The organism is Pseudomonas sp. OVF7, assembly GCF_030644265.1.
Classification (GTDB): domain Bacteria; phylum Pseudomonadota; class Gammaproteobacteria; order Pseudomonadales; family Pseudomonadaceae; genus Aquipseudomonas; species Aquipseudomonas gorinensis.
The window spans coordinates 5,406,750-5,430,843 of sequence record NZ_CP128996.1 but is presented as its reverse complement, the minus strand read 5'-3'; the positions used below and the strand labels follow the sequence as shown (position 1 = coordinate 5,430,843).

At 58.2% G+C, this 24,094-nt stretch carries 18 protein-coding genes and 3 pseudogenes; 11 read left to right on the top strand and 10 right to left on the bottom strand.

Features of this window, described 5'->3' with window-relative positions:
• Positions 1-28: 28 nt before the first annotated feature.
• Together QU606_RS33095 and QU606_RS33090 are read left to right on the top strand one after the other, a co-directional pair.
• Positions 29-1,093 (top strand): annotated as a pseudogene (locus QU606_RS33095) (methyl-accepting chemotaxis protein); the annotation flags it as partial.
• A complete protein-coding gene (locus QU606_RS33090) occupies positions 1,088-1,951 on the top strand; it encodes a methyl-accepting chemotaxis protein (protein WP_370531128.1) in 864 nt (287 codons plus the stop codon). The pseudogene QU606_RS33095 and the gene QU606_RS33090, both read left to right, overlap by 6 nt.
• Positions 1,952-2,836: 885 nt before the next feature.
• Here the strand turns inward: QU606_RS33090 and QU606_RS24470 are convergent.
• Positions 2,837-3,223 carry a DoxX family protein gene (locus tag QU606_RS24470; RefSeq protein WP_304997641.1) on the bottom strand — a complete coding sequence of 129 codons (387 nt, stop codon included), beginning with the start codon at positions 3,221-3,223 and terminating at the stop codon, positions 2,837-2,839.
• A 386-nt stretch (positions 3,224-3,609) separates the two neighbouring features.
• On the opposite strand from QU606_RS24470, the gene QU606_RS24465 reads away from it, so the two are divergent.
• The gene (locus QU606_RS24465) at positions 3,610-4,083 is read left to right on the top strand and encodes a MarR family winged helix-turn-helix transcriptional regulator (protein ID WP_304997640.1); all 474 of its coding nucleotides are present in this window, start codon (positions 3,610-3,612) and stop codon (positions 4,081-4,083) included.
• 289 nt (positions 4,084-4,372) lie between these two features.
• Here QU606_RS24465 and QU606_RS24460 read toward each other — a convergent pair.
• From QU606_RS24460 to QU606_RS24450, 3 genes and pseudogenes are all read right to left on the bottom strand, one after another.
• A pseudogene (locus QU606_RS24460) lies at positions 4,373-4,800 on the bottom strand (transposase); the annotation flags it as partial.
• Between the two features lie 51 nt (positions 4,801-4,851).
• On the bottom strand, positions 4,852-5,532 hold the full coding sequence (locus tag QU606_RS24455) for a type 1 glutamine amidotransferase domain-containing protein (protein ID WP_304997639.1): 681 nt from the start codon (positions 5,530-5,532) through the stop codon (positions 4,852-4,854).
• A gap of 75 nt (positions 5,533-5,607) precedes the next feature.
• On the bottom strand, positions 5,608-7,026 hold the full coding sequence (locus QU606_RS24450; protein ID WP_304997638.1) for a coniferyl aldehyde dehydrogenase: 1,419 nt from the start codon (positions 7,024-7,026) through the stop codon (positions 5,608-5,610).
• Between the two features lie 142 nt (positions 7,027-7,168).
• Between QU606_RS24450 and QU606_RS24445 the strand changes: the two genes are divergently transcribed.
• The 4 genes from QU606_RS24445 (at position 7,169) to QU606_RS24430 (ending at position 12,125) form a co-directional block, all read left to right on the top strand.
• Entirely contained in the window at positions 7,169-8,071 is a 903-nt protein-coding gene (locus QU606_RS24445) for a LysR family transcriptional regulator (protein WP_304997637.1), read from the top strand.
• A gap of 195 nt (positions 8,072-8,266) precedes the next feature.
• A complete protein-coding gene (locus QU606_RS24440; RefSeq protein ID WP_304997636.1) occupies positions 8,267-9,529 on the top strand; it encodes a serine hydrolase in 1,263 nt (420 codons plus the stop codon).
• Between the two features lie 118 nt (positions 9,530-9,647).
• Entirely contained in the window at positions 9,648-10,982 is a 1,335-nt protein-coding gene (locus tag QU606_RS24435; RefSeq protein WP_304997635.1) for an alginate export family protein, read from the top strand.
• Between the two features lie 39 nt (positions 10,983-11,021).
• Entirely contained in the window at positions 11,022-12,125 is a 1,104-nt protein-coding gene (locus tag QU606_RS24430) for a polyamine ABC transporter substrate-binding protein (protein WP_304997634.1), read from the top strand.
• Positions 12,126-12,173: 48 nt separating this feature from the next.
• Here QU606_RS24430 and QU606_RS24425 read toward each other — a convergent pair whose 3' ends face one another.
• Positions 12,174-12,785, bottom strand: a complete 612-nt coding sequence (locus QU606_RS24425; RefSeq protein ID WP_304997633.1) for a TetR/AcrR family transcriptional regulator — start codon at positions 12,783-12,785, stop codon at positions 12,174-12,176.
• Between the two features lie 540 nt (positions 12,786-13,325).
• Here QU606_RS24425 and QU606_RS24420 point away from each other — a divergent pair.
• The 4 genes and pseudogenes from QU606_RS24420 to QU606_RS24405 all read left to right on the top strand — a co-directional run bounded on the left by QU606_RS24420 (position 13,326) and on the right by QU606_RS24405 (position 17,256).
• Positions 13,326-13,994, top strand: a complete 669-nt coding sequence (locus QU606_RS24420; protein ID WP_304997632.1) for a GntR family transcriptional regulator — start codon at positions 13,326-13,328, stop codon at positions 13,992-13,994.
• A 73-nt stretch (positions 13,995-14,067) separates the two neighbouring features.
• A pseudogene (locus QU606_RS24415) lies at positions 14,068-14,410 on the top strand (transporter substrate-binding domain-containing protein); the annotation flags it as partial.
• 118 nt (positions 14,411-14,528) lie between these two features.
• Positions 14,529-15,620, top strand: coding sequence for a polyamine ABC transporter substrate-binding protein (locus tag QU606_RS24410; protein ID WP_304997631.1), 1,092 nt, complete (start codon positions 14,529-14,531; stop codon positions 15,618-15,620).
• 25 nt (positions 15,621-15,645) lie between these two features.
• On the top strand, positions 15,646-17,256 hold the full coding sequence (locus tag QU606_RS24405; protein ID WP_304997630.1) for a gamma-glutamyltransferase family protein: 1,611 nt from the start codon (positions 15,646-15,648) through the stop codon (positions 17,254-17,256).
• Positions 17,257-17,474: 218 nt separating this feature from the next.
• Here QU606_RS24405 and QU606_RS24400 read toward each other — a convergent pair whose 3' ends face one another.
• From QU606_RS24400 to glcD, 5 genes are read right to left on the bottom strand one after another with little or no spacing between them, the layout of a single operon-like run.
• Positions 17,475-19,658: a malate synthase G gene (locus tag QU606_RS24400; protein WP_304997629.1), complete on the bottom strand. Its 2,184-nt coding sequence runs from the start codon at positions 19,656-19,658 to the stop codon at positions 17,475-17,477.
• A gap of 53 nt (positions 19,659-19,711) precedes the next feature.
• Entirely contained in the window at positions 19,712-20,113 is a 402-nt protein-coding gene (locus QU606_RS24395; RefSeq protein WP_304997628.1) for a heme-binding protein, read from the bottom strand.
• Positions 20,110-21,351 carry a glycolate oxidase subunit GlcF gene (gene glcF / locus QU606_RS24390; protein ID WP_304997627.1) on the bottom strand — a complete coding sequence of 414 codons (1,242 nt, stop codon included), beginning with the start codon at positions 21,349-21,351 and terminating at the stop codon, positions 20,110-20,112. The genes QU606_RS24395 and glcF overlap by 4 nt, the downstream gene beginning before the upstream one ends.
• Positions 21,352-21,354: 3 nt before the next feature.
• The gene (gene glcE / locus QU606_RS24385) at positions 21,355-22,419 is read right to left on the bottom strand and encodes a glycolate oxidase subunit GlcE (protein WP_304997626.1); all 1,065 of its coding nucleotides are present in this window, start codon (positions 22,417-22,419) and stop codon (positions 21,355-21,357) included.
• On the bottom strand, positions 22,419-23,918 hold the full coding sequence (glcD, locus tag QU606_RS24380; protein ID WP_304997625.1) for a glycolate oxidase subunit GlcD: 1,500 nt from the start codon (positions 23,916-23,918) through the stop codon (positions 22,419-22,421). Before glcD ends, glcE begins: the two co-directional genes overlap by 1 nt.
• Between the last annotated feature and the right edge of the window lie 176 nt (positions 23,919-24,094).

The following is a 24,094-nucleotide window of genomic DNA, read 5'->3' as shown; positions in this document are numbered from 1 at the left end:
CTATAACAAAACCCCTATGAGGGATTAAATGAATAATTGGCTCGGTAATATTAGCGTCAACCTCAAGTTGGCTCTGGGCTTCGGCCTTGTATTAGCTCTGACCATGCTTCTTGCACTGATGGCCTGGGTCAGTCTGGACAGGCTGACTTGGCGTAGCGACCGAATGGGCGATGCCGCACAGTTAAACCTACTGCTGAATAATGTCCGAGTGTCCCGTCTGCAATACATGCTGACTAATGGTGATGAGACCGCTGCCCAGAAGGTGCAAGTGAGCGTGGAGGCGTTCACCACCCAACAGCAGAAACTGCTTGGCACTTTCAGTCAACCGGAAAACCTCAAGCTGCTCAAAGAACAAGTGGCCGGCATTGGCAGCTTCCAACAGTCGTTAAATAAAATGCGCGATGCGTTTCAAGCCGGGCACGGTGCACGCACGGCCATGGGCAGTAACGCCGAGGTCGCTAATAGGCTGATCGCCACAATCTATAGCAGTGTGCTTCAAATGAATCCAGGCAACGCGGATCGTTTCGAACAGCTGCAGGACGTCAGTCGCGTTAAAGAACAGTTCCTGCTCACCCTTAATGAAGTGAATGGTTACATCGCCAACAGCTCTCCGGATACGGAGCAGAGAGCCGTCAACCAGTTGCATGAAACCATTGAAGGTTTGAAACAACTCAGTGAAAACTTGAGTATCAGCCAGCAGGACGTACTACATCAGTTGCAAGGTGCGCTAGCGAGCTACCGTACTGCCTTACTGGCCTACAAAACGGCGAACAACCTCATAACCCTGACGGGCAAAGAAATGGTCGGTCAAGGAAGCGAGATGTGGGCTCGTAGCGAAGCTCTTTATCAAAATCAGTTGGATAGCCGCGACAGTGAAACCGCCCTGATGCGTAGACTGCAGTTGGTGTGCACACTGTTGATCTTGTTGTTCGGCATCCTCGCGGCAGTCGCCATCACTGTTCAAATTACCCGTCCGATCCGTGAAACCCTCGACATAGTCGAACGCATCGCCACGGGCGATCTCACGCAGAATCTCGTGGTCACTCGCAGCGATGAATTAGGGGTGTTGCAACAAGGTATCCAGCGGATGGGAGAAACCTTGCGTAATCTCATCAGCGGCATTCGCGACGGCGTGACTCAGATAGCCGGCGCTGCCGAAGAGCTGTCAACGGTGACCGAACAAACGAGCAGTGGGGTTAACAAGCAAAAAGTTGAAGCCGATCAGGTCGCCACCGCCATGCACGAAATGACTGCCACCGTGCAGGAAGTCGCGCGCAATGCCGAGCAAGCTTCGCAAGTAGCTTTAGAGGCTGACGATCAAGCTCGCGAAGGTTACAACGTGGTTGCCGAGACCATCGCACAGATCGAGCACCTGGCTGCACAAGTCGTGAGCTCTACAGAAGCGATGAGCGTCCTGCAGAAGGAAAGCACTAAAATCGGTAGCGTCATGGACGTTATTAAGGCCGTGGCAGAACAGACGAACCTGTTGGCACTCAACGCCGCGATTGAAGCTGCACGAGCCGGGGAGGCCGGTCGAGGTTTTGCTGTGGTCGCCGACGAAGTTCGTGCTCTGGCTCAACGCACCAGGAAATCCACCGAGGAAATCGAAGGTCTGGTCGCCGGTTTACAGAGTGGCACCGAGCAGGTGGCCACTGTCATGAGCAAAAGCCGTACCCTGACCGACAACAGTGTCGGACTGGCTCGTAAGGCAGGTGTCTCACTGGGCAACATTACGCGCATCGTATCGAGCATCCAATCGATGAATCAACAGATCGCGGCGGCTGCAGTACAACAAAATGCCGTGGCCGAAGGCATCAACCGCAGCGTCATCAACGTGCGCAATGTTTCCGAACAATCTGCTACTGCGAGTGATGAAACCGCTGCCTCCAGCGTGGAGTTGGCACGCCTGGGTAACCAGTTGCAACAACTGATTAATCATTTCAAGATTTGACGAGCGAGATCGCTCCCAGGTATTGAATGGGGAGCGATCAACCGATTAGGCAGCAATACTCTAAACAGTAGGAATACGCTATGGTTGAACGAATACTGCGACCGAGTCAGCCCGAATGGCACCCGCGCATACGAACAAGTCGGTTATCAACTTGAAAAGCACCCTCTCTGGCCTTGTGCCCTGCAAAGCCGAACACCAGCTCCCCCATTGAATGATACCTTCGCAAGCGCTTGATTCCTTTAACGATCGATAGTCCAGTGCTCTATGCGGATAATGCTCGAAGGCAATCACGCAGGTGGCGTGGCGTCCTTTTTTGTTTAGGCTGGACATGTACGCGACATTGTCGTGCTTGATCGCTTTTACGAAGCTGTCAGCTTCAGGGGGTTACGCCACGATTTCGTTTGGTTGCAAGCCGATTTCTCGGAAAACTCTGGAAAACAGTTGAGTCTGTTCAGCGGTTTAGGCCGAATTATTATCGCTAAACCACTGCACAGGCTGGATGGGTGGCTGCTCACCAAAGCACTTTTCGACTGCCCCCAACACATCAGATTGCAGATATCGTCACCGCTGTAGTCCGTTGGGTTGGCCCCATCCGATGGCTATGCGGTCGCAGCAATCTAGCGCTAAGTTTACGCTCAGCTTGGTGCTCTTCTCGCCACTAAACTCTAAGCCGTCTGAGCGCCAGCGTATGATGCTAGTTTTTACGGATATACGACTTTCGTACCGGCGCTCAAGCAGTAAGCTATGTTCCCCTATGAACGGGGAGGCCTGATTTGCGCTGTTCACAGGCCATTACGGATATGGCTTTCGACGCTAAAAACACCGGGAGGTCCAGTGCGAGGCGAAGACTACCAGCCGCCAGTCTGGCGGCTGGTGTCGGGCCGATCAGACCTGTTGCTTGCTCTTTTCGCCCTGCAAGGCCAACAGTAAGAAAGCCCCCGTGATTGCGACGTTCTTCATGAAGTTGTTGAGCTGGCCGGAGAACTGCTCAGGCTCCACTGACCAGAATGGGTGGCCGATGACGGCTGTCACCAGCGTGAACACTCCCATGCCAACCGCGACCTCACGCAGCCTCCAGCCCACTACCAGCGCGATGCTCCCACCAACCTCGATCAGAGCCACCAACGCGGCCACAACCTCTGGAGCGGGCAGGCCAAGTTTCGAAAAATAAGCAGCTGTGGCGGCAAAGGTCAACAGTTTACGTACACCGGCTACGAAGAAGATGAGCGCGATGAGGACGCGGGCGATCAGTTGCAGGTTCTTGAAGGTCATTTACTTTTACTCCTACGGGTTGAGAGCTGATTACACGTTGAATGCGGTTGCGGCCGTGTAAGCACGGCATCAAAATTGGTGGCGCAGCTTGCCCCACAAAAGAACCCTGATGAGTTGCTCCTGTTTCCGCACCTGTGTTCGAATCAGGTGCTTGGCAGTCGACAGTCTTTGCCGCCCCATGGCTTCCGGAACAGCAGAACCTCGGCAGCTATCGCGACCATATCGGCTGTGGTAGGTGCGCTGCCACTTAATGGGCGTACGACAAGGATTATTAGAACCTCCTTCGGCTTTGGTGCTTCTCGTCAAGGGAGCGTGGAGCGAAGGAACTGTAGCATTTATTTGTTGTAAACAACTACTGTTTGAAACGACCACTAGGTGACCTATCCATGAAAAAGTTCCAGACCCCCGATCTGGTGGCAAAAGAGACGGGCAAGCTTGTTGAACAAGAGGTCTACCTCAATCTTATGCGAACCGCCGAGGAGATGAAGCTTCACCTTGTCGATCTACTGGCAGGATTCGGCCTTTCGGGGAAGCAGTACAATGCGCTTCGTGCCATACGCCGTGGTGGGGCTGAAGGCGAAACTCCGAGCGGTATCGGAGCCCAGATGGCGGAGCCACGAGCTGATGTGACTCGTTTACTGGATCGCCTTGAACGGGAGGCGTTGGTAGAGCGCCGGCACGACGAACGAGATCGGCGCGTTGTACGCGTTCTGCTCAGTAAGCGCGGAAAGAAGTTGCTGGCCGATATAGATGGGCCGCTTTTGGAACTTCACCGTAGTCAATTCATGCACATGCGGCAGGAGGATTTGGAAGCCCTATCACGGCTCCTGATCCTCGCGCGTTCGCCGACAGGACTTTGAATGTGGCTCTAGGCTAACTGAGGGATGTACGGGGAGCGTGATCAACGCGGCGAATGCCACGCTTCGGGGTTGAGGTCACTGACCCCTTGAAATGCCGTCGACGACTCTCGCGAACGGCTCGAGGCATGAGCCTTGATGAGACTCAACGACAGCTAAGTATCTCTGCGCACAGCCTCACTAGAGTGGATCGGGAAACGGTCTGGGCGTCGATCTAGCTTGAGTTTGTACTGGTCAACTAATCCCTGGCACGACGTTGAGTTTTTTCTCGCCCTGAGCGGGTGCCAGCCCATCTGACTCGCTCCACATCCGGAGTTCTGCGTCTGAGGGGATGCCTGTAGTAACACGAGCGAGGCACATCAAAAGTCTTGCACAGCAACTCTAATGACTCATGAGCGCTTAGCTGATCAATTAGCGTATGCGCTCGTGCTCCTCCGACATCAAGTGCGCGCAGGCCTTCATTAAAATGGATTTCCCCCGTTCAAGGCGCGCGATCCGAGCCTCTAGCTCTTGGAGCTTCGGCTGTTCAGGCGTTAACGCCTTGCTCTATGGAGTAACCCCATTGCGCTCCTGCTGGAATTGGTTCACCCAGCGACGCAATGTGGACTCGACAACCCCAAGCGAGCGGCTGGCTTCGATATGGCTATAGCCTTGATCAAGCACGAGGCCTGCGGCCTCGAGTTTGAATTCAGCGGAAAAGGAACGACGTTGTTTGGTCATCAGACACCTTTATCTGGCGAGCATTCTCGCCTAAATGGGTGTCCGAAATCGTCAGACCGCTACAAGCTGGAGGAGTGCCTTCGCTGCATCTTCAGAGCTTGCAGGGTTTTGACCAGTAACGAGCTTACCGTCGACTACGACGAAGGGAGCCCAGTTTTCAATCTTCTCGTACAACCCACCTTGGCGTTTGAACTCATCTTCAATGAGGAACGGCACCACGTCGGTGAGCTGGACATCTGCTTCCTCGCCATTGGTGAACCCAGTCACGCGGCGACCTTTGACCAGAGGCTGGCCATTGGCAGCTTTCACATGGCGCAGCACACCAGGCGCGTGGCAGACGAATCCGATTGGCTTACCTGCACGTTCGAAGGCTTCGATCAGATCAATAGACTGACGAGACTCGGCGAGATCCCACAGTGGGCCATGGCCACCTGGATAGAAGACAGTGTCGAATTGGTCGTGGGTGACGGTATCTAATTTTACAGTGGAAGCGAGGGCGCGCTGGGTCTCTGGGTCGGCCTTGAAGCGGTGAGTGAGTTCAGTCTGAAACTCGGGCAGATCGCTTTTGGGGTCAAGAGGGGGCTGCCCACCAGCAGGTGATGCCAGGACGATCTCAGCTCCTGCATCTTTGAACACGTAATACGGGGCGGCGAACTCTTCCAGCCAGAAGCCCGTTTTCATACCAGTGTTGCCCAGTTGGTCGTGAGAAGTTATCACCATCAATACTTTCATTTGGATTTCCACATTTGCGGTTGAGTATCAGCCAGGCGACGCTGTCCGTTGCCTGGGGCTGTTGACACTGGAGAATCAGCTTTCGAGAAAACCTTGGATCGCTTGCAACTTGTTGTCGTAGGGCGCCCGGAGTCGCAGGTTCGAAGCACCGTCTTTGCTTTGCAGTACCACGGGCTTAGCGTGGGTGAAGCGACGGAAGCCATGCAGGCCGTGATAGGCGCCCATGCCCGATGCACCTACGCCACCAAATGGCAACGCATCGATTGAGGCGTGTGTCATGACGTCGTTGATCACCAAGGCTCCGGAGGTGGTATGGCGAGCGAACAGCTCTTGCTGTGTTTGATCATCTCCAAAATAGTAAGCAGCGAGCGGACGTGGGTTGGCGTTGATGTAATGCAGAGGCTCCTGGGCGTCGGTGTAGGTTTTGACCGGAAGTAGTGGCCCGAAGATCTCCTCCTGCATGATCTGCATTTCGTCAGTAACGCCCAGAATAAGGTGCGGTGCAATTTTACGAGTAGCCGCATCAAAGGGTAGCTCTCCTTTAGGGGCCAGGTTGATGATCGTGGCACCTTTTCGTTCCGCGTCCTCGAGGAGGCCTACCAGTCGCTCAAAATGGCGCTGGCTGACGATCGAGGTGTAGTCTGGATTGGCCAGCAGGGTAGGGAATGATGTGGCGATGAAGTCTTTGCTGACCTGTACCAGGCGATCTTGGTCTTTCGCTGGAATAATCATGTAGTCGGGCGACAGGCAGATTTGTCCGGCATTGAACGTCTTGATCGTGAGCGTCCGTTCTGCAGCAATGGCGATATCGAACCCATCTGCCACAACAACCGGGGATTTGCCGCCCAGCTCCAAAGTGACGGGTACCAGGTTTTCGGAAGCAGCTCTCATGACATGTCGACCAACCACGGTGCTGCCGGTGAAGACGAGATGGTCAAAATGCAAGGAGCTAAACGCCGCGCCGACGCTAGCGTCGCCCAGTACAACTGAGAGCTCTGAGGGTTCGAAGTAGGCCGGTACCAGTTCAGCCAACAGTTGAGAGGTAGCGGGAGTCAGCTCCGAAGGCTTAATCATCGCAGTGTTCCCTGCCGCGAAAACGCCTGCGAGTGGGCCAAACGCCAGGTTGATAGGGAAGTTCCATGGGCTGATGATGCCGACCACACCCAGAGGCTGCTGATCGATCCAAGCTTCCATTCCTGGCCCTGGGCTTTCCACCTGTTCTGGTTTCATCCAGGTCTCCAGGTGTTCAGCAGAGTGCTCTAGCATCTTCACCGTGGTGACGAGGTCGGCGACCATCGATTGGTAGGTGCTGCGGCTGCCGAAATCTGCACTGATGGCTTTGTTGATCGATTGGTGGTTGTCTCGGATCAGATTGGCACTGCGCTTCAATCGGTCTCGCCGAAGATCTGCAGTGGCCGGCCCCAATGCAAGGTGGGCGCGCTTCATGCTGCGCAAAATTGCTTGAAGGTCTTGAGTGACTTGGTCGCCAGGCATTGATGATTTCCTTGGATCGAGGGGCCGTCATTGTGCCCGTGATTAAGTACGTTCAAACCGCAGATCCAATGGTAGGGCAGTAGCGTGACGCCTAGTAGACAGCGTATTTTAGGGGTCATATAAATTTTCTTATGAGCTCATAATGTCGCTTGTTCGGTTGAGATCGTTCATTGAGGTCTATCGCCAGCGCTCGATCAGTGGAGCGGCTCGAACCTTAAATCTGACCCAGCCAGCTGTTTCCCAGCACATCGCGGGCCTTGAGGTAGCGATTGGGAGAGCTTTGTTTGATAGGCAGGCTCGAGGTGTTGAGCCCACATCCGCCGCACGCGAGCTGGCTGCTGACTTGGGCGATAAGCTGGACATGGCTGAGACAGCTCTGGCCACTGCAAGAGCCAGGTCAGTCGAGTTGGCCGGAGCACTGCAGATCATCGGACACGCTGATTTTCTTGCGGAGGTCGCGTCAAGGCAGCTGCGGCCACTGCTCGAAGACGGCATCCGCCTGCGCATGCGCAACGGTAATCATGAGTTGATCAGTCGAATGCTCGTTGAGGGGGAATGTGACCTGGGCATTTCTGCTTCGGCGCCTGATACCTCCCGGCTTCGGAGTGAGTTGATGTTCACGGACAAGGTAGTCGCTGTAGCAGCGCCGGGAGTAGTACGCAGAATTGCTGCGGCGAAAAATCTCCAAGATGGACTGAGCGCTGAGCCATTGTTGGCATACAGCCTCGAGCTACCGCTCGTGGATGATTGGCTCGAAAAGAATGGGGTCGAACTGCAGTCCTCTATTCCTGCGATGGCGGGACAGGATCTGCGGACGCTTCGCACGATGATGATTGATGGATTCGGTTGGAGCACGCTGCCGGCGTACCTGTGTGAGCCTCACATTGCCCGGGGTGAGTTGGAAGAAATACCTAGCCCGGTCGGGCGTACCACCCGTGACTATCATCTGCTGTGGACGCCTGCGGCCCTGCGACAGCCTCGCGTTGCTCATGCACGGCAAACACTGTTGTGGCACTTAAGGAACACCCCTGAACGGGGCCGGTAATTTCGGAAATTCTGCGACCCGAAATACCTATCGCCGTTGAACACAGAACCTGAACGGGAGACAGAGAACTGTTGAAAATTTATGAGCTCGGCAATAATTTAATTGCGGAAAAAATTTTATTGACTAAAAAATAAGGCTGAGTAATTATTTCGTTGCATCTGCTTTCACGCAGAGTCACTTTTCAGGGGCAACCCGATGAGTCAGAACACCCTGCCTTCGTTGGCACGTCTTTACGTCGAGGCGAGTGAATCACCGTCCGACACCTGCATCGCGCCACTGCTCATGCAAGGCTTTCCGGCCGAACCTCACCGCCGCGTCACCTGGAGCAACTGGATGTACCCTCCCTTCAATCAATGGGGGTTCCGCAACCTGGCGCGTCTGCGTCCTTCTATTGATGTACAGGCAGGGGCCGGGCCGATCAGCCTATTCAAACAGTCACCTCGGCCGCTGGATGAGCTGCACTTCGACAGTGAATCGGGTTTGAGCATCAGCGTGATCGAGCACCTGATCGCCAGCCAGACCGACGCCTTTCTGGTGCAGCAGGGCGATACTGTGTTGTTTGAGCGGTACTTTAACGGCCAGCGTCCTCAGGACCGGCACATCATGTTCTCGGTGACCAAGTCGCTGATCGGCACCCTGGGCGAACAGTTGGTCAGTGAAGGTGTACTGGATCCAGCGTTTTCCGCTGCGTATTACGTGCCGGAACTGATGGGCAGCGCGTATGGCGACGCCACTGTCAGGCAGCTGTTCGACATGGCGGTGGGCATCGACTACAGCGAGGTTTATGAAGATCCGGATTCAGAGAGCTCCCAGTACGGCTACGCCTGTGGTTTCCAGCCGGCTCCGGCTCAGTACGCACAATTCGAATCCCTGTACCAATACCTGCCGAGCCTGAGGAAACATGGCAGCCACGGCGGCTTTTTTCACTACGTGACCGCCACCACCGAAGCCCTGGCCTGGGTGATGGAGCGCGCCAGTGGCAAGGCTTGCGACCGGTTATTGCAGGATCTATGGAGCCAGTTGGGTTGTGAACGCGATGGCTACTTCATGGCCGACCCCTGGGGGCGCAGCGTTGCCGGTGCCGGTTTCAGTGCCACCTTGCGAGACATGGCGCGTTTCGGACGCCTGTTGGCCAACGATGGCCGTCAGAATGGACGACAACTGCTGTCGAGCGAGACGGTCGCCCGGATCGCCGCCGGTGCCGACCCGGCGCTCTACGCCACATCCCCCGACTTCTCGGCATGGACGCCTGGCGCGTCCTACCGCAGCCAGTGGTACGTCTTCAATGACCACAGCCAAGCGCTCATGGCCGGTGGTATCCATGGCCAATACCTGTTCGTCGACAAACCGTCCGGCGTGGTGATCGTCAAGCAGTCGTCGCTGGGCGATGCTGTCAGCCCATTCGACGGCGACAGCGTGCGCATGCTGCGTGCCATCGCGGCGCACCTGACGCCCTGACTTCATCCGATAAACACAAGAATTTTGCGTTCCGCTCACCTGGCCCAACCAGGTGTTGGCGCGGGTTTGCGCCGCCATTTACTGCCCTGTAACAACAATAATCACACAGGAGCTCCATATGGTTTCCATGATGCGTTTGTCCCGAACGTTCCTAGCGTTCGGGTTACCCCTGGCCGCCCAAGCCGCCTTGGCGGGCTATACCTTCGAGGACGGCGACCTCAAGGGCGAGGTCAACTTCACGGCCGGTGGCGCGGTGCTGTCTACCCGCAACGTCAATTTCGGCAGTGGCCGCGTCGATATGCGCAGCGGCAAGAATGACGGCACGAAAATCGATTGGCAGGAGTTCTACGTCAAGCCGGGTATCAAGTTGGAATATGCCCTGCAGCCGGATTTCAGCCTGCTGGCCGGCGGCTCGCTGGTGGGGGCAACCACCTTGGGTGATGGCGATGCCGGGGGCTTCACTCGCCGCTCCGATGGCGATGTCGCCACCGAAGAGCTCTACGGCGGTTTCCGGGCTGGGGAGTGGACTTTCACCGCCGGTCGCCAGAACTACATGATCGGCACTGGCTTCATCGTCATGGACGGTGACCTTGACCAGCTTGACGACGGTGCCTATTGGCTTGCCCCGAGAAGCGCGTTCAAGGACTCTGCCATCCTGGCCTGGGACCATGGCGTTTTGAAGACCCAAGCCTTCACCTTGCGGACCGACGGCGACATGGGCGACTTCCGGATGACGGGCGTCAACCTGGACTATAACCTCGACGACCAGGTGACGCTGGGCGCCATGGCGATGAAGGTCAATGCCCTAGGCCCCAAGGGGGCGACGCCATTAAGCCGGGACGGCATGCTGGTGTATAACGTTCGAGCGCTCAACGCCAAGGTCCTGGGCTTGCCGGCACTGACCCTGAATGCCGAATATGCGCTGGAGCGGGGCAATGGCGCCGGGGTCGATTACGACGCGAATGCTTGGTATGGCCAGGTGGACTATGCCTTCGATACCTTGCCGTTGACGCCGATTATCGGCTATCGCTACGCAAGCTTTTCCGGCGACGACAACCTCACTGACAACCGGCAGAAGTCCTGGGATTCCCTCAGCAAGGGCTTTGTCGATTGGGGGACCTGGCTGGTGGGGGATGTCGTCGGCAACTACCTGTTGTTCAACAGCAACGAAAACGTCCAACAGTTCTCACTCAAGACCCACCTCAACGAAACCCTCACCCTCGGTGCCATCCATTACCAGTTCTGGCTGGATGAAAAAAACTACATGGGCGCAGCCGTCAGTGATCGGCGATTTGCCGACGAGAGCGTAGTCTTCCTGGATTGGGTGCCTTCGAAATCGTGGTCGACTTCGCTGTCCTATAACTGGGTCAAGCCGATGGCCGCGGCCAAGCAGGTGTTTGGCGACGATCGGAAATTCAGCGCGCTGGAACTCTATTTCACCTACCGCTATTAAATGCCGCGAGCCTTCGCGGCCGCGCTGGAGTGTTTGATCATGAACAGGTTTTTGCGTAACACCTTGCTGGGCGCTGTCGTTTCGATGCTGGTCAGTGGCGCGGGCCTGGCCGAGGAGCGGACGGTGCGGATCTACAACTGGATCGAATACCTGCCGCCTGAAATCCTCAAGAGCTTCCAGGAAGAAACCGGCATCCGCCCGATCTATGACGTCTTTGACAGTGTCGAGACCCTCGAGTCCAAACTGCTGACCGGCAACTCCGGGTATGACGTGGTATATCCGAGCAGCTCCAATATCAGTCACCTAATCGCGGCCGGTGCTGTCCAGCCGTTGGATCGCAGTCAGTTGTCCAATTGGAAGCAGCTGGACCCCGAGTTCATGAAATCCCTGGAAGCCGTGGGTGATCCGGGCAACCGGTACGCGGCACCGTACCTTTGGGGCACCACGCTGATCGGCTACAACGTCGATAAGGTTCGACAGGTGCTGGGCGCCGATGTGCAGATGAACACCTGGGACATGATCTTCAAGGAGGAGAACCTCGCCAAGCTGTTCAGTTGTGGCGTGGGTTTCCTCGACGCCGCCAACGAGATCGTGCCCATCGCCTTGCACTACGAGGGCCTGGACCCCAACAGCCAGAAACGCGAGGACTACCCCCGGGCACAGGCCGCGATGATGAAGATCCGGCCCTACATCACCTACTTCAATTCATCACGCTACGGCATGGACCTGGCCAATGGCGATATTTGCGTCGCCGTGGGCTGGTCTGGCGGAGTGACGCAGGCCAAGCAACTGGCCGATGCTGCTGGCAAGGGCGTCAAGGTGGAGATGGCATTACCCAAGGAAGGTGCACCGATGTGGTCGGATGTGATGATGGTCCCGAGCAACGCCCCTCATATCACAGAGGCCTACGCGTTCATCAACTACATCTTGCGTGCGGACGTGATCGCCCGGATCAGCAACAGGATCGGTTACCCCAATCCGAACAAAGACGCTACTGAGCTGGTGGATGTCGATATCCGTAACAACCCCAGCATGTATGTGCCGGATGAAGCTCGCAAAACCCTGTTCGCCCTGGAACCGGTACCGGCCGCCGTGGAGCGGATCCGCACACGCACCTGGACCAGCATCAAGACGCATCACTGATCATCATGGCCCGGCGTCGCGACGCCGGGCGCTGATCGGTGGTTGCGCTCAGGCGCGCATGCCATAAAACAGCAGCTCGGTGATACGCCTGACCTGGGTGGAATGCGCCTCGACATCCGGCTGCTCCTGGTTGACCAGCCGGTACAGTTGCAGGTGCGAATAGTCGTTCAACAGGAACGCGGCCAGCTCGATGTCGAGGTCGGCGCGCAGTTTGCCGGCCTGCTGCAATTCTTTGAGTAGCCCACTGATTTCGGCCCTGAGTGCATCGTTCATGGCGCGATAGCCCTCGGGCAATCCGTTGTCGCCACCAAACAGGATCAGTGGCAGCAACTCGCGCCAGAGGCTGGGGTGCATGACCTCCAGCGCGTAACCCGTCAACAGCCGCTCCAGATAACACAGTGCTTCGACCGGATCTTCCATCGCCGGGATCTGGCTGCGGGTGTCCGTTAGTGCACGCTGGTCGGCCTCGTGCAGGATTTCCAGGATGATCTCCTGCTTGTTGCCAAAGTATTTAAAGACGGTGGGTGCCGATACCCCGGCTTGGTTGGCGATCTGTTCGATGGTGGTGTTCTGGAAACCCTGGCGCTCGAACAGTTCCACCGCCGCTTTACTGATGGCTTGGCGTCGTTCGGCCTTTTGACGTTCACGCAGTCCGCTCACGGAAGGTCCTTTATAGCTATGAAATGGGGAGTGGACAAATTATGCATATAAAATACTTAGTCGGGTAAAAATCTTAAAGCGATAATTTTATTGCGCTTTCTTACGCAACTCGAGGCATGTTCTCGCTCCAGTAAAAGCGTCATTCAAAAGCTGATGGCCAGCCCGGAAATTTGGCGCTTAGTTTAGGGCGAAAACGGAGTGCCGTTACCTCGCAGCTAAAGAAGACTGGATTGCGGCGCAATCAATTGCCACTAGTAAAAGAACGGCGCGTGAGCGCTCGCCGATGGGGTTACCCGTTCCGCTTCTCCTCTGTAGTCGGGGGGCTTCGCTATCGTTTCGCACGGTTTGAGGGCGGTTGTAGGGCCATTTTGCGGCGATTTTCATGTGAGTTTCATACGCGCGTCTTGGTTGCGTGGCTCGAAAACATCCTTTTAAGCGTTTTGATTCAGCCTCTTAAGCATAGTTTCTGATAGTTGGTACGACTCATGCTTTATCGTAATAGTGGTTAATTGGATACAAAAAGACAAAAAGGTATTTCTTATGCAATTCGCCCCCGCATACCTTGACCGTCAGCCCCAGACTGCTGAGGAGGAGGCTTATACTTTTCTGCTCGAAGCAATTTGTGGCGGCCGCTACCGCAAAGGTGAGCGACTGATCGCCGAGGACGTTGCCAGTGAGATCGGCATGAGCCGCATGCCGGTGCGCGAAGCGTTCCGCCGTCTTGACGCGCAGGGACTAGTGACCTTGCGGCCGAATCGCGGGGCGGTTGTTAGCGGGCTGGAGTTTGACGAACTGCAAGAAGTCTTCGACATGCGTAGCGCCCTTGAAGGTTTGGCGATCCGCGTAGCTGTACCGAGAATCGGGGAGCGTCAGCTGTCGGCCCTGGAGCGAATGCTTGACGAGATGGACGACTACCGTGATGAAAGCGCCGAGTGGGTCAGCCGCCACCGCGCATTCCACGAATACCTCTGCAGCCTCAGTGGCCGCCCACGTTTGATGAAGCAGATCTCGGCGTTGTACTCGCTGGTCGAGGCGCCCATGCGTTTGTGGTTGCAGCACGGCGAAAAGCCCCTCAGCGCTCGCCAGGAACATGCGGTGATCCTCGACGCGATTCGCGCCGGCGATGCCGCCCGCGCCGAAGCAGTGGTGCGCGAACATATCGAAGGCACCGTGCCGGTGCTAATCCAATTCCTGAAATCGGAAAAATAGAAGTGGGCCCGAGCCTACCCGTGTTTTGACTTTGAGTCCTGCCCCGTTAACCAACGAATTGGAGTGCCTGGTCATGCATAAACGACGCGCCTTGCTGGCGGCTGTCTCCCTCGGCCTCTGCGCACAGTGGGCCGCCGTCGCGCCCCAGGTCTGGAATGCCTGCAGAAGGTCGATAAACTCAGCTACTGCTTGGAGATGGATTCATCGCCCCTGGTGCCATCGACCTGGACCTGGAGAACGCCAGACGCCTGGGTGATAAAAAGGTGCAATGGCGGGTGATCCTGCTCTCTGGCCTGGTGCCGGCGTTGCTCGGCCAGCAGTGCGACATGATCGTCGACCAGTTGTTCTACAAGCCCGAGCGGCAGCAGGTGATCAACATCGTCAACTACACGTATTCCAGCCAGTCGGTGGTGGTACTCGATCAGGTCGAGCTCATCGAGCAAGGACCACCGGAACAGATTCTCAGCCACCCTAACCACCCTCGTACCCGGCCCTTCCTCAGCCGCGTATATGACCCTTCCAAGGAAATTCGCCATGCGTTCATCTAGCTTGTGCGCCGTCCTGTGTTGCGCCGCCCTTATGCCCCTGACCCAAGCCGCCGAGTCGGTGGTCAAGGTTTATAACTGGTCCGACTACATCGGCCCCGACACCTTGAAGAACTTCGAGCAAGACAGCGGTATCAAAGTCCAGTACGACATCTTCGACACTAACGAGATGCTCGAAGCCAAACTGCTCTCCGGGCACTCGGGTTATGATGTGGTGGTACCGTCCAACCAGTTCCTGTCCAAGCAAATACGCGCTGGCGCCTACCAGCCCCTGCAGCGGTCGCTGCTGAATAATTGGAAGCATCTCGACCCACGCCTGATGCAACGTCTGGAGGCTGCCGACCCCGGCAACCGCTACGCCGTACCGTATATGTGGGGTACCGTGGGTATCGGTTACAACGAGGAAAAGGTTCGAGCCGTGCTGGGCAAGGATGCGCTATTGGATTCCTGGTCCATGGTCTTGGAACCCGACAATCTGGCCAAATTGAAGCGCTGTGGCGTAGCCTTTGTCGATGCACCGGTGAAGGTCATTTCCCAGGTCCTGCTCTACCTCGGCCTGGATCCCAACAGCGTCAAGCCCGATGACTACCAGCAAGCCTCGAAACGGCTGATGGCGTTGCGTCCTTCGGTGACCTACTTCAGTTCGTCGAAATACACCACTGACCTGGCCAACGGCGATATCTGCGTGGCCATCGGTTATTCCGGCGACGTGATGCAGGCCCAGGCGCGCGCCCTGGAAGCCGGGAAGAATCTCGACATTCGCTACCTGACTCCCAAGGAAGGTGTGAATCTCTGGTTTGACATGCTGGCGATCCCGAAAGACGCCGGTAACGTTGCCAACGCCCATTCCCTGATCAACTACCTGTTGCGTCCCGAGGTGATTGCGCCGATCAGTGATTATGTCGGCTACGCCAACCCCAACAAGGACGCCACGACCCTGATGGATCCCAAGGTCAGCGGCAACCCGGGAATTTATCCCGGCGACGATGTGATCAGCCGCACTTTCGTCTCCGCCGATCTCCCGGAGAACATCCAGCGCCTGATGACCCGGGAATGGAACCGAGTCAAATCCGGTCAATGAACCCTTGTGTTGAAGAGCCTTTGCCATGCTGACATTTTCTGCCCACGAGTACCCTTATCCGTCGCAACGCCAGAGCGTTTTCGCCCGTCGGGGCATGGTCGCCGCGTCCCAGCCCCTGGCGGCCCAGGCGGGCATTGAGATCATGCAAAAGGGCGGCAATGCCATCGATGCCGCCATCGCCACGGCGGCGGCGCTGACGGTGGTCGAGCCTACAGGTTGCGGCATTGGCGGTGACGCCTTCGCCTTGGTCTGGTGCAAGGGCCAACTGCATGGCCTCAACGGCAACGGCCATGCCCCGGCCGCCTTGAGCATCGAGGCGGTCAAGGCGGCCGGCCATGAGCAGATGCCGCTCTATGGCTGGACCCCGGTGACCGTCCCGGGTTGCCCGTCGGCCTGGGCCGAGTTGTCCCGACGCTTTGGCAAGCTGCCCTTTACCGAGCTGCTGCAACCGGCCATCAGCCTGGCGCGGGACGGTTTTGCGCTGTCGCCGGTGGTTGCCCATCAATGGCAGGTCGCCGTGGACGAGCTCACACCCGATCGCGATCAGGTCCTGGAGGCCTGGTTCGATACCTTCCTGATCGAGGGCCGCGCACCCCGGGCCGGTGAGATCTTCCGCAATCCCGCCCAAGCCCGCACCCTCGAAGAGTTGGCCGCCACTCGCTGCGAGAGCCTGTATCGCGGCGCGTTGGCCGAGCGCCTGGATGCCCATTCCCGCGCCACGGGCGGTTATCTGCGGGCCACCGATCTCGAGGATTATCGAGCCCAGTGGGTCGAGCCGATCCACATCAATTACCGCGGGGTCGATGTCTGGGAAATTCCGCCGAGCGGGCAGGGCCTGGTGGCCTTGATGGCGCTGAAGATACTCGAAGGCTTCAGCTTCGATCACCGTGACAGCCAGCAGACCTGGCATCGCCAACTGGAGGCCATGAAGCTGGCCTACAGCGATGGCCTGCACTACATCACCGACCCGGCGCATATGCGTGTGGCGGTGGCCGATTTGCTCAGCGACGACTACAGCACGCGTCGACGCAACCAGATCTGCGAACAGGCCCAGCCCCCCGCGCCTGGGGATCCTCACGCCAGCGGCACGGTGTACCTGGCCACCGCCGACGGAGAGGGCAACATGGTTTCCTTCATCCAGAGCAACTACCACGGATTCGGTTCCGGCGTGGTGCTGCCCGACAGCGGTATTGCCCTGCAGAATCGTGGACAGGAGTTCAGTCTCGATGCGAAGCACGCCAACTGCCTGGCCCCAGGCAAGAAGACTTTCCACACCATCATCCCCGGCTTCCTCACCCAGAACGGCCAGGCCCTCGGACCTTTCGGCGTGATGGGCGGCTACATGCAGCCCCAGGGGCATGTGCAGATGGTCATGAACCTGGTGGATTTTGGCCTCAACCCGCAAGCAGCCCTGGACGCGCCGCGTTGGCAATGGCTGGGCGGGATGAAGGTCGGTATCGAACACGACGCTTCCCGCGACCTCGCCAATGCCTTGGCCCGGCGCGGCCATGAGGTGCAGATCGCTAGCGACCTGACCGACTATGGACGTGGGCAGATCATCCTGCGTGACCTCGTCACTGGGGTGTTGTGCGGGGGGACGGAGCCGCGGGCGGATTCCCATATCGCTGTCTGGTAAGCGTGTCACGGCCACGATTCTGGTGCCTAAAGGGCATCTTACAAAGACTCTAGCTGAGCTTTATAGACAGAAGGGGCATTAGACGTCTCCAGTTTGCGCGCGCAATAGTTATGGTTAGTTGTTTTGTGAGCTGTAACCCTTTGAGCGACCAAAACTCGCGGCAAGCCTCGATGTTTACCGATCACAAAAAATCTAACCTATTTGTTCGTTTTTTCTAATTACCTCCTCCTCGATTGTTTGAACGTCAGCCGGAATTTATGCAGCAGCGGTTCGGTATATCCATTGGGTTGTGCACATCCCTCGAACACCAGTGCGCAGGCCGCTTGAAACGCAACTGACTGCTCGAAGTCCGGCGCCATAGGCGTGTAGATCGGATCACCGGCGTTCTGCTGATCAACGACCCGCGCCATGCGCTGCAATATCTCTACGACCTGGTCCTGGGTGATCACCCCGTGTCGCAGCCAGTTGGCCATGTGCTGGCTGGATATGCGCAAGGTCGCGCGATCTTCCATCAGGCCCACGTTATGGATGTCGGGCACCTTCGAGCAGCCAATGCCTTGCTCGACCCAACGCACCACATACCCCAGCAAACCTTGCGCGTTGTTTTCGACTTCCTGCCGAATCTCATCGACCGACCAGGACGGGGCGGTGACGACCGGCACGCTGAGCAAACCGTCCAGAAGTGCCGGGCTGGCGCCGCCGAAGTCCGTTGTTTCAAGGGACGCCTGCACCGAGCGCACGTTGACCTGATGGTAATGCAGCGCGTGCAAGGTGGCGGCGGTCGGTGAGGGCACCCACGCGGTATTCGCGCCCGCTTTGGGGTGGGCGACTTTTTGCTTGAGCATATCGGCCATCCGGTCCGGCATGGCCCACATGCCTTTACCGATCTGCGCCCGCCCACGCAATCCACAGTCCAGACCGACGAGCACGTTATTGCGCTCATAGGCCTCGATCCACGGGGTGTTTTTCATGTCGCCCTTGCGCAGCATCGCGCCCGCTTCCATGGCGGTGTGCATCTCGTCGCCGGTGCGATCCAGGAAACCAGTGTTGATGAACGCGACCCGTGAGGAGGCTGCTGCGATGCAGGACTTGAGGTTGACGCTGGTGCGCCGCTCCTCGTCCATGATGCCCATTTTCAGGGTATGGCGTTCGAGTTGGAGCAGGTCTTCGATGCGGCTGAACAATTGCTCGGCGAAGGCCACTTCGGCGGGGCCGTGCATTTTCGGTTTGACGATGTAGACGCTACCGGTGCGGGAATTGCCGCGGCGTTGCAGGTCATGCAGGGCAATCAGGCTGGTGATGACGCCGTCGAGAATGCCTTCCGGAATTTCCAGTCCGCCGTTGTCGAGAATCGCCGGGCTGGTCATCAGGTGTCCGACGTTGCGGATGAACAGCAACGAACGCCCGTGCAGCGACAGTGAGTTGCCATCGGCTGCGGTGTACTCGCGGTCCGGGTTCAGCTTTCGTGTGATGGTTTTACCGTTTTTCTCCAGGTCCTCTTTCAGGTCGCCCTTCATCAAGCCCAGCCAGTTGCGGTACACCTGCACCTTGTCATCGGCGTCGACGGCCGCGACCGAGTCCTCACAATCAATGATGGTCGAGAGGGCTGCTTCAATCAGCAGGTCCTTGACCCCAGCGGCGTCGGCCTGACCGATAACGCTCTGCCGGTCGATCTGAATCTCGACGTGCAGATCGTTGTTTTTCAGCAGAATGGCCGTGGGATCAGCGAGCGAACCCTGGTAGCCGATGTACTGCGCGGCGTTCGATAAGCCGGTTTGGCTGCCGTCATTCAACGTGGCTTGCAGTGTGCCGTTGTCGATCCGGTAACGCGCCACCTCGGCATGGAAACCGCTGCTCAAAGGGAACGCCTGATCCAGGAAACCACGGGCAAACGCGATGACTTTCGCCCCGCGCACCGGGTTGTATGTCCGGCCCGGTTCGGCGCCGCCGTCATTGGAAATCACATCGGTGCCGTACAGTGCGTCGTACAGCGATCCCCAGCGCGCATTCGCGGCATTCAGCGCATAACGCGCGTTGACCGCCGGGACAACCAGTTGCGGTCCGGCCTGCACACTGATTTCTGTATCAACGTTGTCGGTGCTGACCTTGACGTCTGCGGGTTGTGGTTGCAGGTAACCAATACCGCTCAGGAAGCTGCGATAAGCCGGCATGTCGGTCACCGGTCCCGGGTGGACGCGGTGCCAGGTGTCCAGTTCGGTTTGCAGGCGATCACGTTCAGCCAGCAGCGCGCGGTTGATAGGTGCCAGTTCATGCACCAAGGCAGCGAAACCACCCCAGAAGATTTGCGGGTCCAGGCCGGTGCCCGGTAGCACGTCCAGATCAACAAAACGTTGCAGGACGGGCGCGACCTTGAGGCCTTGGTAGTTAACGAAATCGGTCACTTTGTATCTCCATCACACGGTGTTTATCGAGCGCTGACAGCGTTACGTTCAGTTCATTTCAAGCATTGCGCACCGGCCTTGGCCACTTGTGCATCCTGTTCGGCTTTGACGCCGGACACCCCGACCGCGCCGATCACCTGGCCGTCGACGATGATCGGCACGCCACCTTCAAGGGAGGTCAGTAATGGCGCGGACAAAAAGGCGTGGCGCCCGCCATTGACCATCTCTTCATAGCCTTTGGATTCGCGCCGACCCAGGGCCGAGGTGCGGGCCTTTTCGGTGGCGATGTAGGCGCCAATCGGAGCGCAACCGTCGAGGCGTTCGAGGGCCAGGGGATGACCGCCGTCATCGACAACCACAATAGTCACGGCCCATTGGTTGTTCTGCGCTTCGGTGCGTGCAGCTGCAAGGATTTGGCTGACTTCGGTCTGGCTCAGTACGGCTTTGCTTTTCATGGGGATTCTCCAGTGCTCGGTGAGGGCAAGGCGGCTTCGACCAGTTCGATCCAGTGCCTGACAGGGGTTCGGCCCGCACCGTCGAGGTGGGACTGACAGCCGATATTGGCCGTGACAATGACTTCGGGATGACCGCTTTCCAGCGCATTAAGCTTGTTGTCGCGCAGTTGCCGAGACAGTTCGGGTTGAGTCAGCGAATACGTGCCCGCCGAGCCGCAGCACAGGTGGCTGTCAGGAACAGAGGTCAGATTGAATCCCAGACTCGTCAGAATTGCTTCAACCGCACCCCCGAGTTTTTGCGCGTGCTGCAAGGTGCAGGGGCAGTGGAACGCCAGGCGCTGATCGCTGTGTACGCCGAGTTTTTCCAGCGGCTCGTCGCGCAGCACTTCAACCAGATCCTTGGCCAGCGCACTGACCCTTTTCGCCTTGTTGGCATACGCCGGGTCGGTGCTGAGCAGGTGGCCATAATCTTTGATGAAGGCACCGCAGCCGCTGGCGGTTTGCACAATGGCTTCGGCACCGCTTTCAATGCTCAGCCACCACGCATCGATGTTGCGGCGGGCACGATCAAGGCCGGCGGCCTGAGCGTCCAGGTGATAATCCACCGCGCCGCAACAACCGGCCTCGCGGATCGAGGTGACGCTGATCCCCAGTCGATCCAGTACGCGCGCGGCGGCCGCGTTGGTATTTGGCGACAGGCTCGGTTGCACGCAGCCTTCGAGCATGAGCACTTGCCGGGTATGGCGGGTGGTCGGTCGTGGCTTCGCCGGATACACGTTGCGAGGCAATTTGACTTGCAGCGTGTTGGGCAGCAAGGCGCGGAAAACCTGGCCACTGCTAACCAGCCCTTTGAACAGCCCCGGATTGGGCACGACGCTGCGCAATCCCTCGCGCAACAGGAGCTCGCCGAGTGGGCGCGGCACCGCCGCATCGACCACCGCCCGGCCGATGTCCAGCAAGTTGTGGTAGTCGACGCCGGAAGGGCAGGTGGTTTCGCAGTTACGGCAAGACAGGCAGCGATCCAGGTGCTGCTGGGTCTTCTGAGTGACCTCGTTACCCTCTAGAACCTGCTTGATCAGGTAGATGCGGCCCCGCGGGCCATCCAGTTCATCGCCCAGCAGTTGATAGGTCGGGCAGGTGGCGTTGCAGAAGCCGCAGTGCACGCAACTGCGCAGAATGCTTTCGGCTTCTACGGCACGGGGCAGTTGACGGGCGGCTTCGCTCAAGGTGGTCTGCATGGTTCAAAGCTCCGCGTACAGGCGACCGGGGTTGAAGAGGCCCCGTGGATCGAGTTGCTGTTTCAAGTTCCGGTGATAGCGCATCAGCGCTTCGGGCAGTGGTTGGAATGGACTGTCGATCAGGCCATGGCTGTAGCAGGTCGCATGTCCGCCGACCGCTTCGACGACCGCGCGAATGAGGGGCGCTTCGGCGTCGGATTTGAGCCAGCGCTGGGCGCCGCCCCAATCGATCAATTGAACGCCCGGCAGCGGCAGCCGGGGAGTGTTCTGCGGCAAGGAAAGGCGCCAGAGCGGCTGGTTCTCATCGAAGAAACTCAATCGATGTTCGTTCAGGTCTTGCCAGTACGAAGCGTCCAGCCACTCGCCGCCCAAACGGTCATGGGCCGCCGCCACCGAGCCTTCGCCGCCCTCGAGTCGCAGGTGCAGGCGCTGGCCATCGTGACACGCGGCGCTGATTGGCAACGGTTGCTGCCCCCATTCCGCCAGGCGCAGCAAGGCACGATCGGTGTCCATCTCCAGGCTGATACTCAACGCTTGCCGTGGTTTTGGCAGGACCTTGAGGGACACTTCGGTTATCACGCCAAGCGAGCCGTAACTGCCGGCCATCAAGCGCGACAAATCGTAGCCGGCGACGTTCTTCATGACCTCGCCGCCAAAGCGCAGATGCTTGCCCTGTCCGGTGATGACCCGCGTCCCGAGGACGAAGTCGCGGACCGATCCTGACCAGGGGCGTCGCGGCCCCGAGAGTCCACAGGCAATCATGCCGCCCACCGTGGCGTCTTCACCGAAGGAGGGCGGTTCGCAAGGCAGCATCTGCTGCGCCGCGTCCAGTACTTCAGACAAGTGTGCCAATGGCGTGCCGCAGCGAGCGGTGATCACCAGTTCGGTCGGGTCGTAGCTGACGATGCCCCGGTGAGAGCGGGTGTCGAGGACTTCACCTGCCACGCTGCGCCCCAGGAACGCTTTGCTGTTGGAACCCTGGATGCGCAGCGGAGTGGCGTTGTGCAGCGCCTGGTTGACCTGCTCCAGCAGCGCCGCGCTGTCATCGATATCGTGTTCGCTGCGCATCAGAAACGCTCCAATTCAGGAAAGGGCATCTGACCCCTATGCACGTGCATGGCGCCAAACTCGGCGCAGCGATGCAGTGTCGGAATATTCTTGCCCGGGTTGAGTAACCCGCTCGGATCGAACGCAGCCTTGACGGCATGGAACACGGTCAGCTCATCGCTATTGAACTGCGCGCACATCTGGTTGATCTTCTCGCGGCCCACACCGTGTTCACCGGTAATGCTGCCGCCGACCTTCACGCACAATTCGAGGATCTTGCCGCCCAGGGCTTCGGCGCGGTCGAGTTCACCCGGTTGATTGGCATCGAACAGAATCAGTGGATGCATGTTGCCGTCGCCGGCGTGGAAAACGTTGGCCACGCGCAGGTCGTACTCGGCGGATAACGCCGCGATCGCCTGCAGCACACCGGGCAGTTCCCGGCGCGGGATCGTCCCGTCCATGCAGTAATAATCCGGTGAGAGACGGCCGACCGCTGGAAAGGCATTCTTGCGCCCGGCCCAGAAACGTACGCGCTCGGCTTCATCGCGAGCCTGGCGCACTTCGGTGGCGCCGGCCTGTTCCAGCACCTGGCGCACGCGGCCGCAGTCATCATGGACGTCGGCTTCTACACCATCGAGTTCGCACAACAGAATGGCTTCGGCGTCGACCGGGTAGCCGGCGTGGATGAAGTCTTCGGCGGCGCGAATGGCCAGGTTGTCCATCATCTCCAGACCTCCTGGAATGATGCCCGCGGCAATAATGTCACCCACCGCACGGCCAGCCTTTTCGACGGAATCGAAGGCTGCCAGCAGCACTTTGGCGGTTTGCGGCTTGGGTAGCAGTTTGACCGTGACCTCGGTGATCACCCCGAGCATGCCTTCGGAACCGGTGAACAACGCCAGCAGATCGAAACCGGGTGAGTCGAGTGCCTGGGACCCCAGCGTCAGGTGCTCGCCGTCGACGGTGAGGATGTCGAGCTTGAGCAGGTTGTGCACGGTCAGCCCGTACTTGAGGCAATGCACACCACCGGCGTTTTCCGCCACATTACCGCCGATCGAACAGGCGATCTGGGAGGAGGGGTCTGGCGCGTAGTACAGGCCAAACGGCGCGGCGGCCTGGGAAATCGCCAGGTTACGAACGCCCGGTTGGACGCGGGCGGTGCGGGCGGCGGCGTCGATGTGGAGGATTTTGTTGAAGCGCGCCATCACCAGCAGCACGCCTTTTTCCAGCGGCAATGCACCGCCGGACAAACCCGTGCCCGCACCGCGGGCGACGACCGGCACCTGCCGTTCATGGCAGAGCCGGAGCACGCCCTGGACCTGGTCGATGTGGTGCGGCAGCACCACCAGCATCGGCGTGGTGCGGTAAGCGGAGAGTCCGTCGCATTCGTACGGTTTGAGCTCTTCGCGCTGATGCAGGATTTCCAGATCGGGCAACTGCGTTTGCAGGGCCTGCAGCAGGGCGTTTTTATCGACGTCGGGCAGGACACCGTCAACGCGTTCATCGTAGAGAATGTTCATAGTCGGTGGGCGACACTCAGTTGTTTTTATTAGAGGTCTGTTTCCGGATACAGCTGACTTGCATCATTGGTCTGAGGCGTTTTACTGTCTATGTGTTGTTTGGCTGGTCGAACCAGTTTTTTACTCGTTGTTTTTTTGTTTTTTCAAAAAAGAACTTTTAAAACAGTGGCTTATGT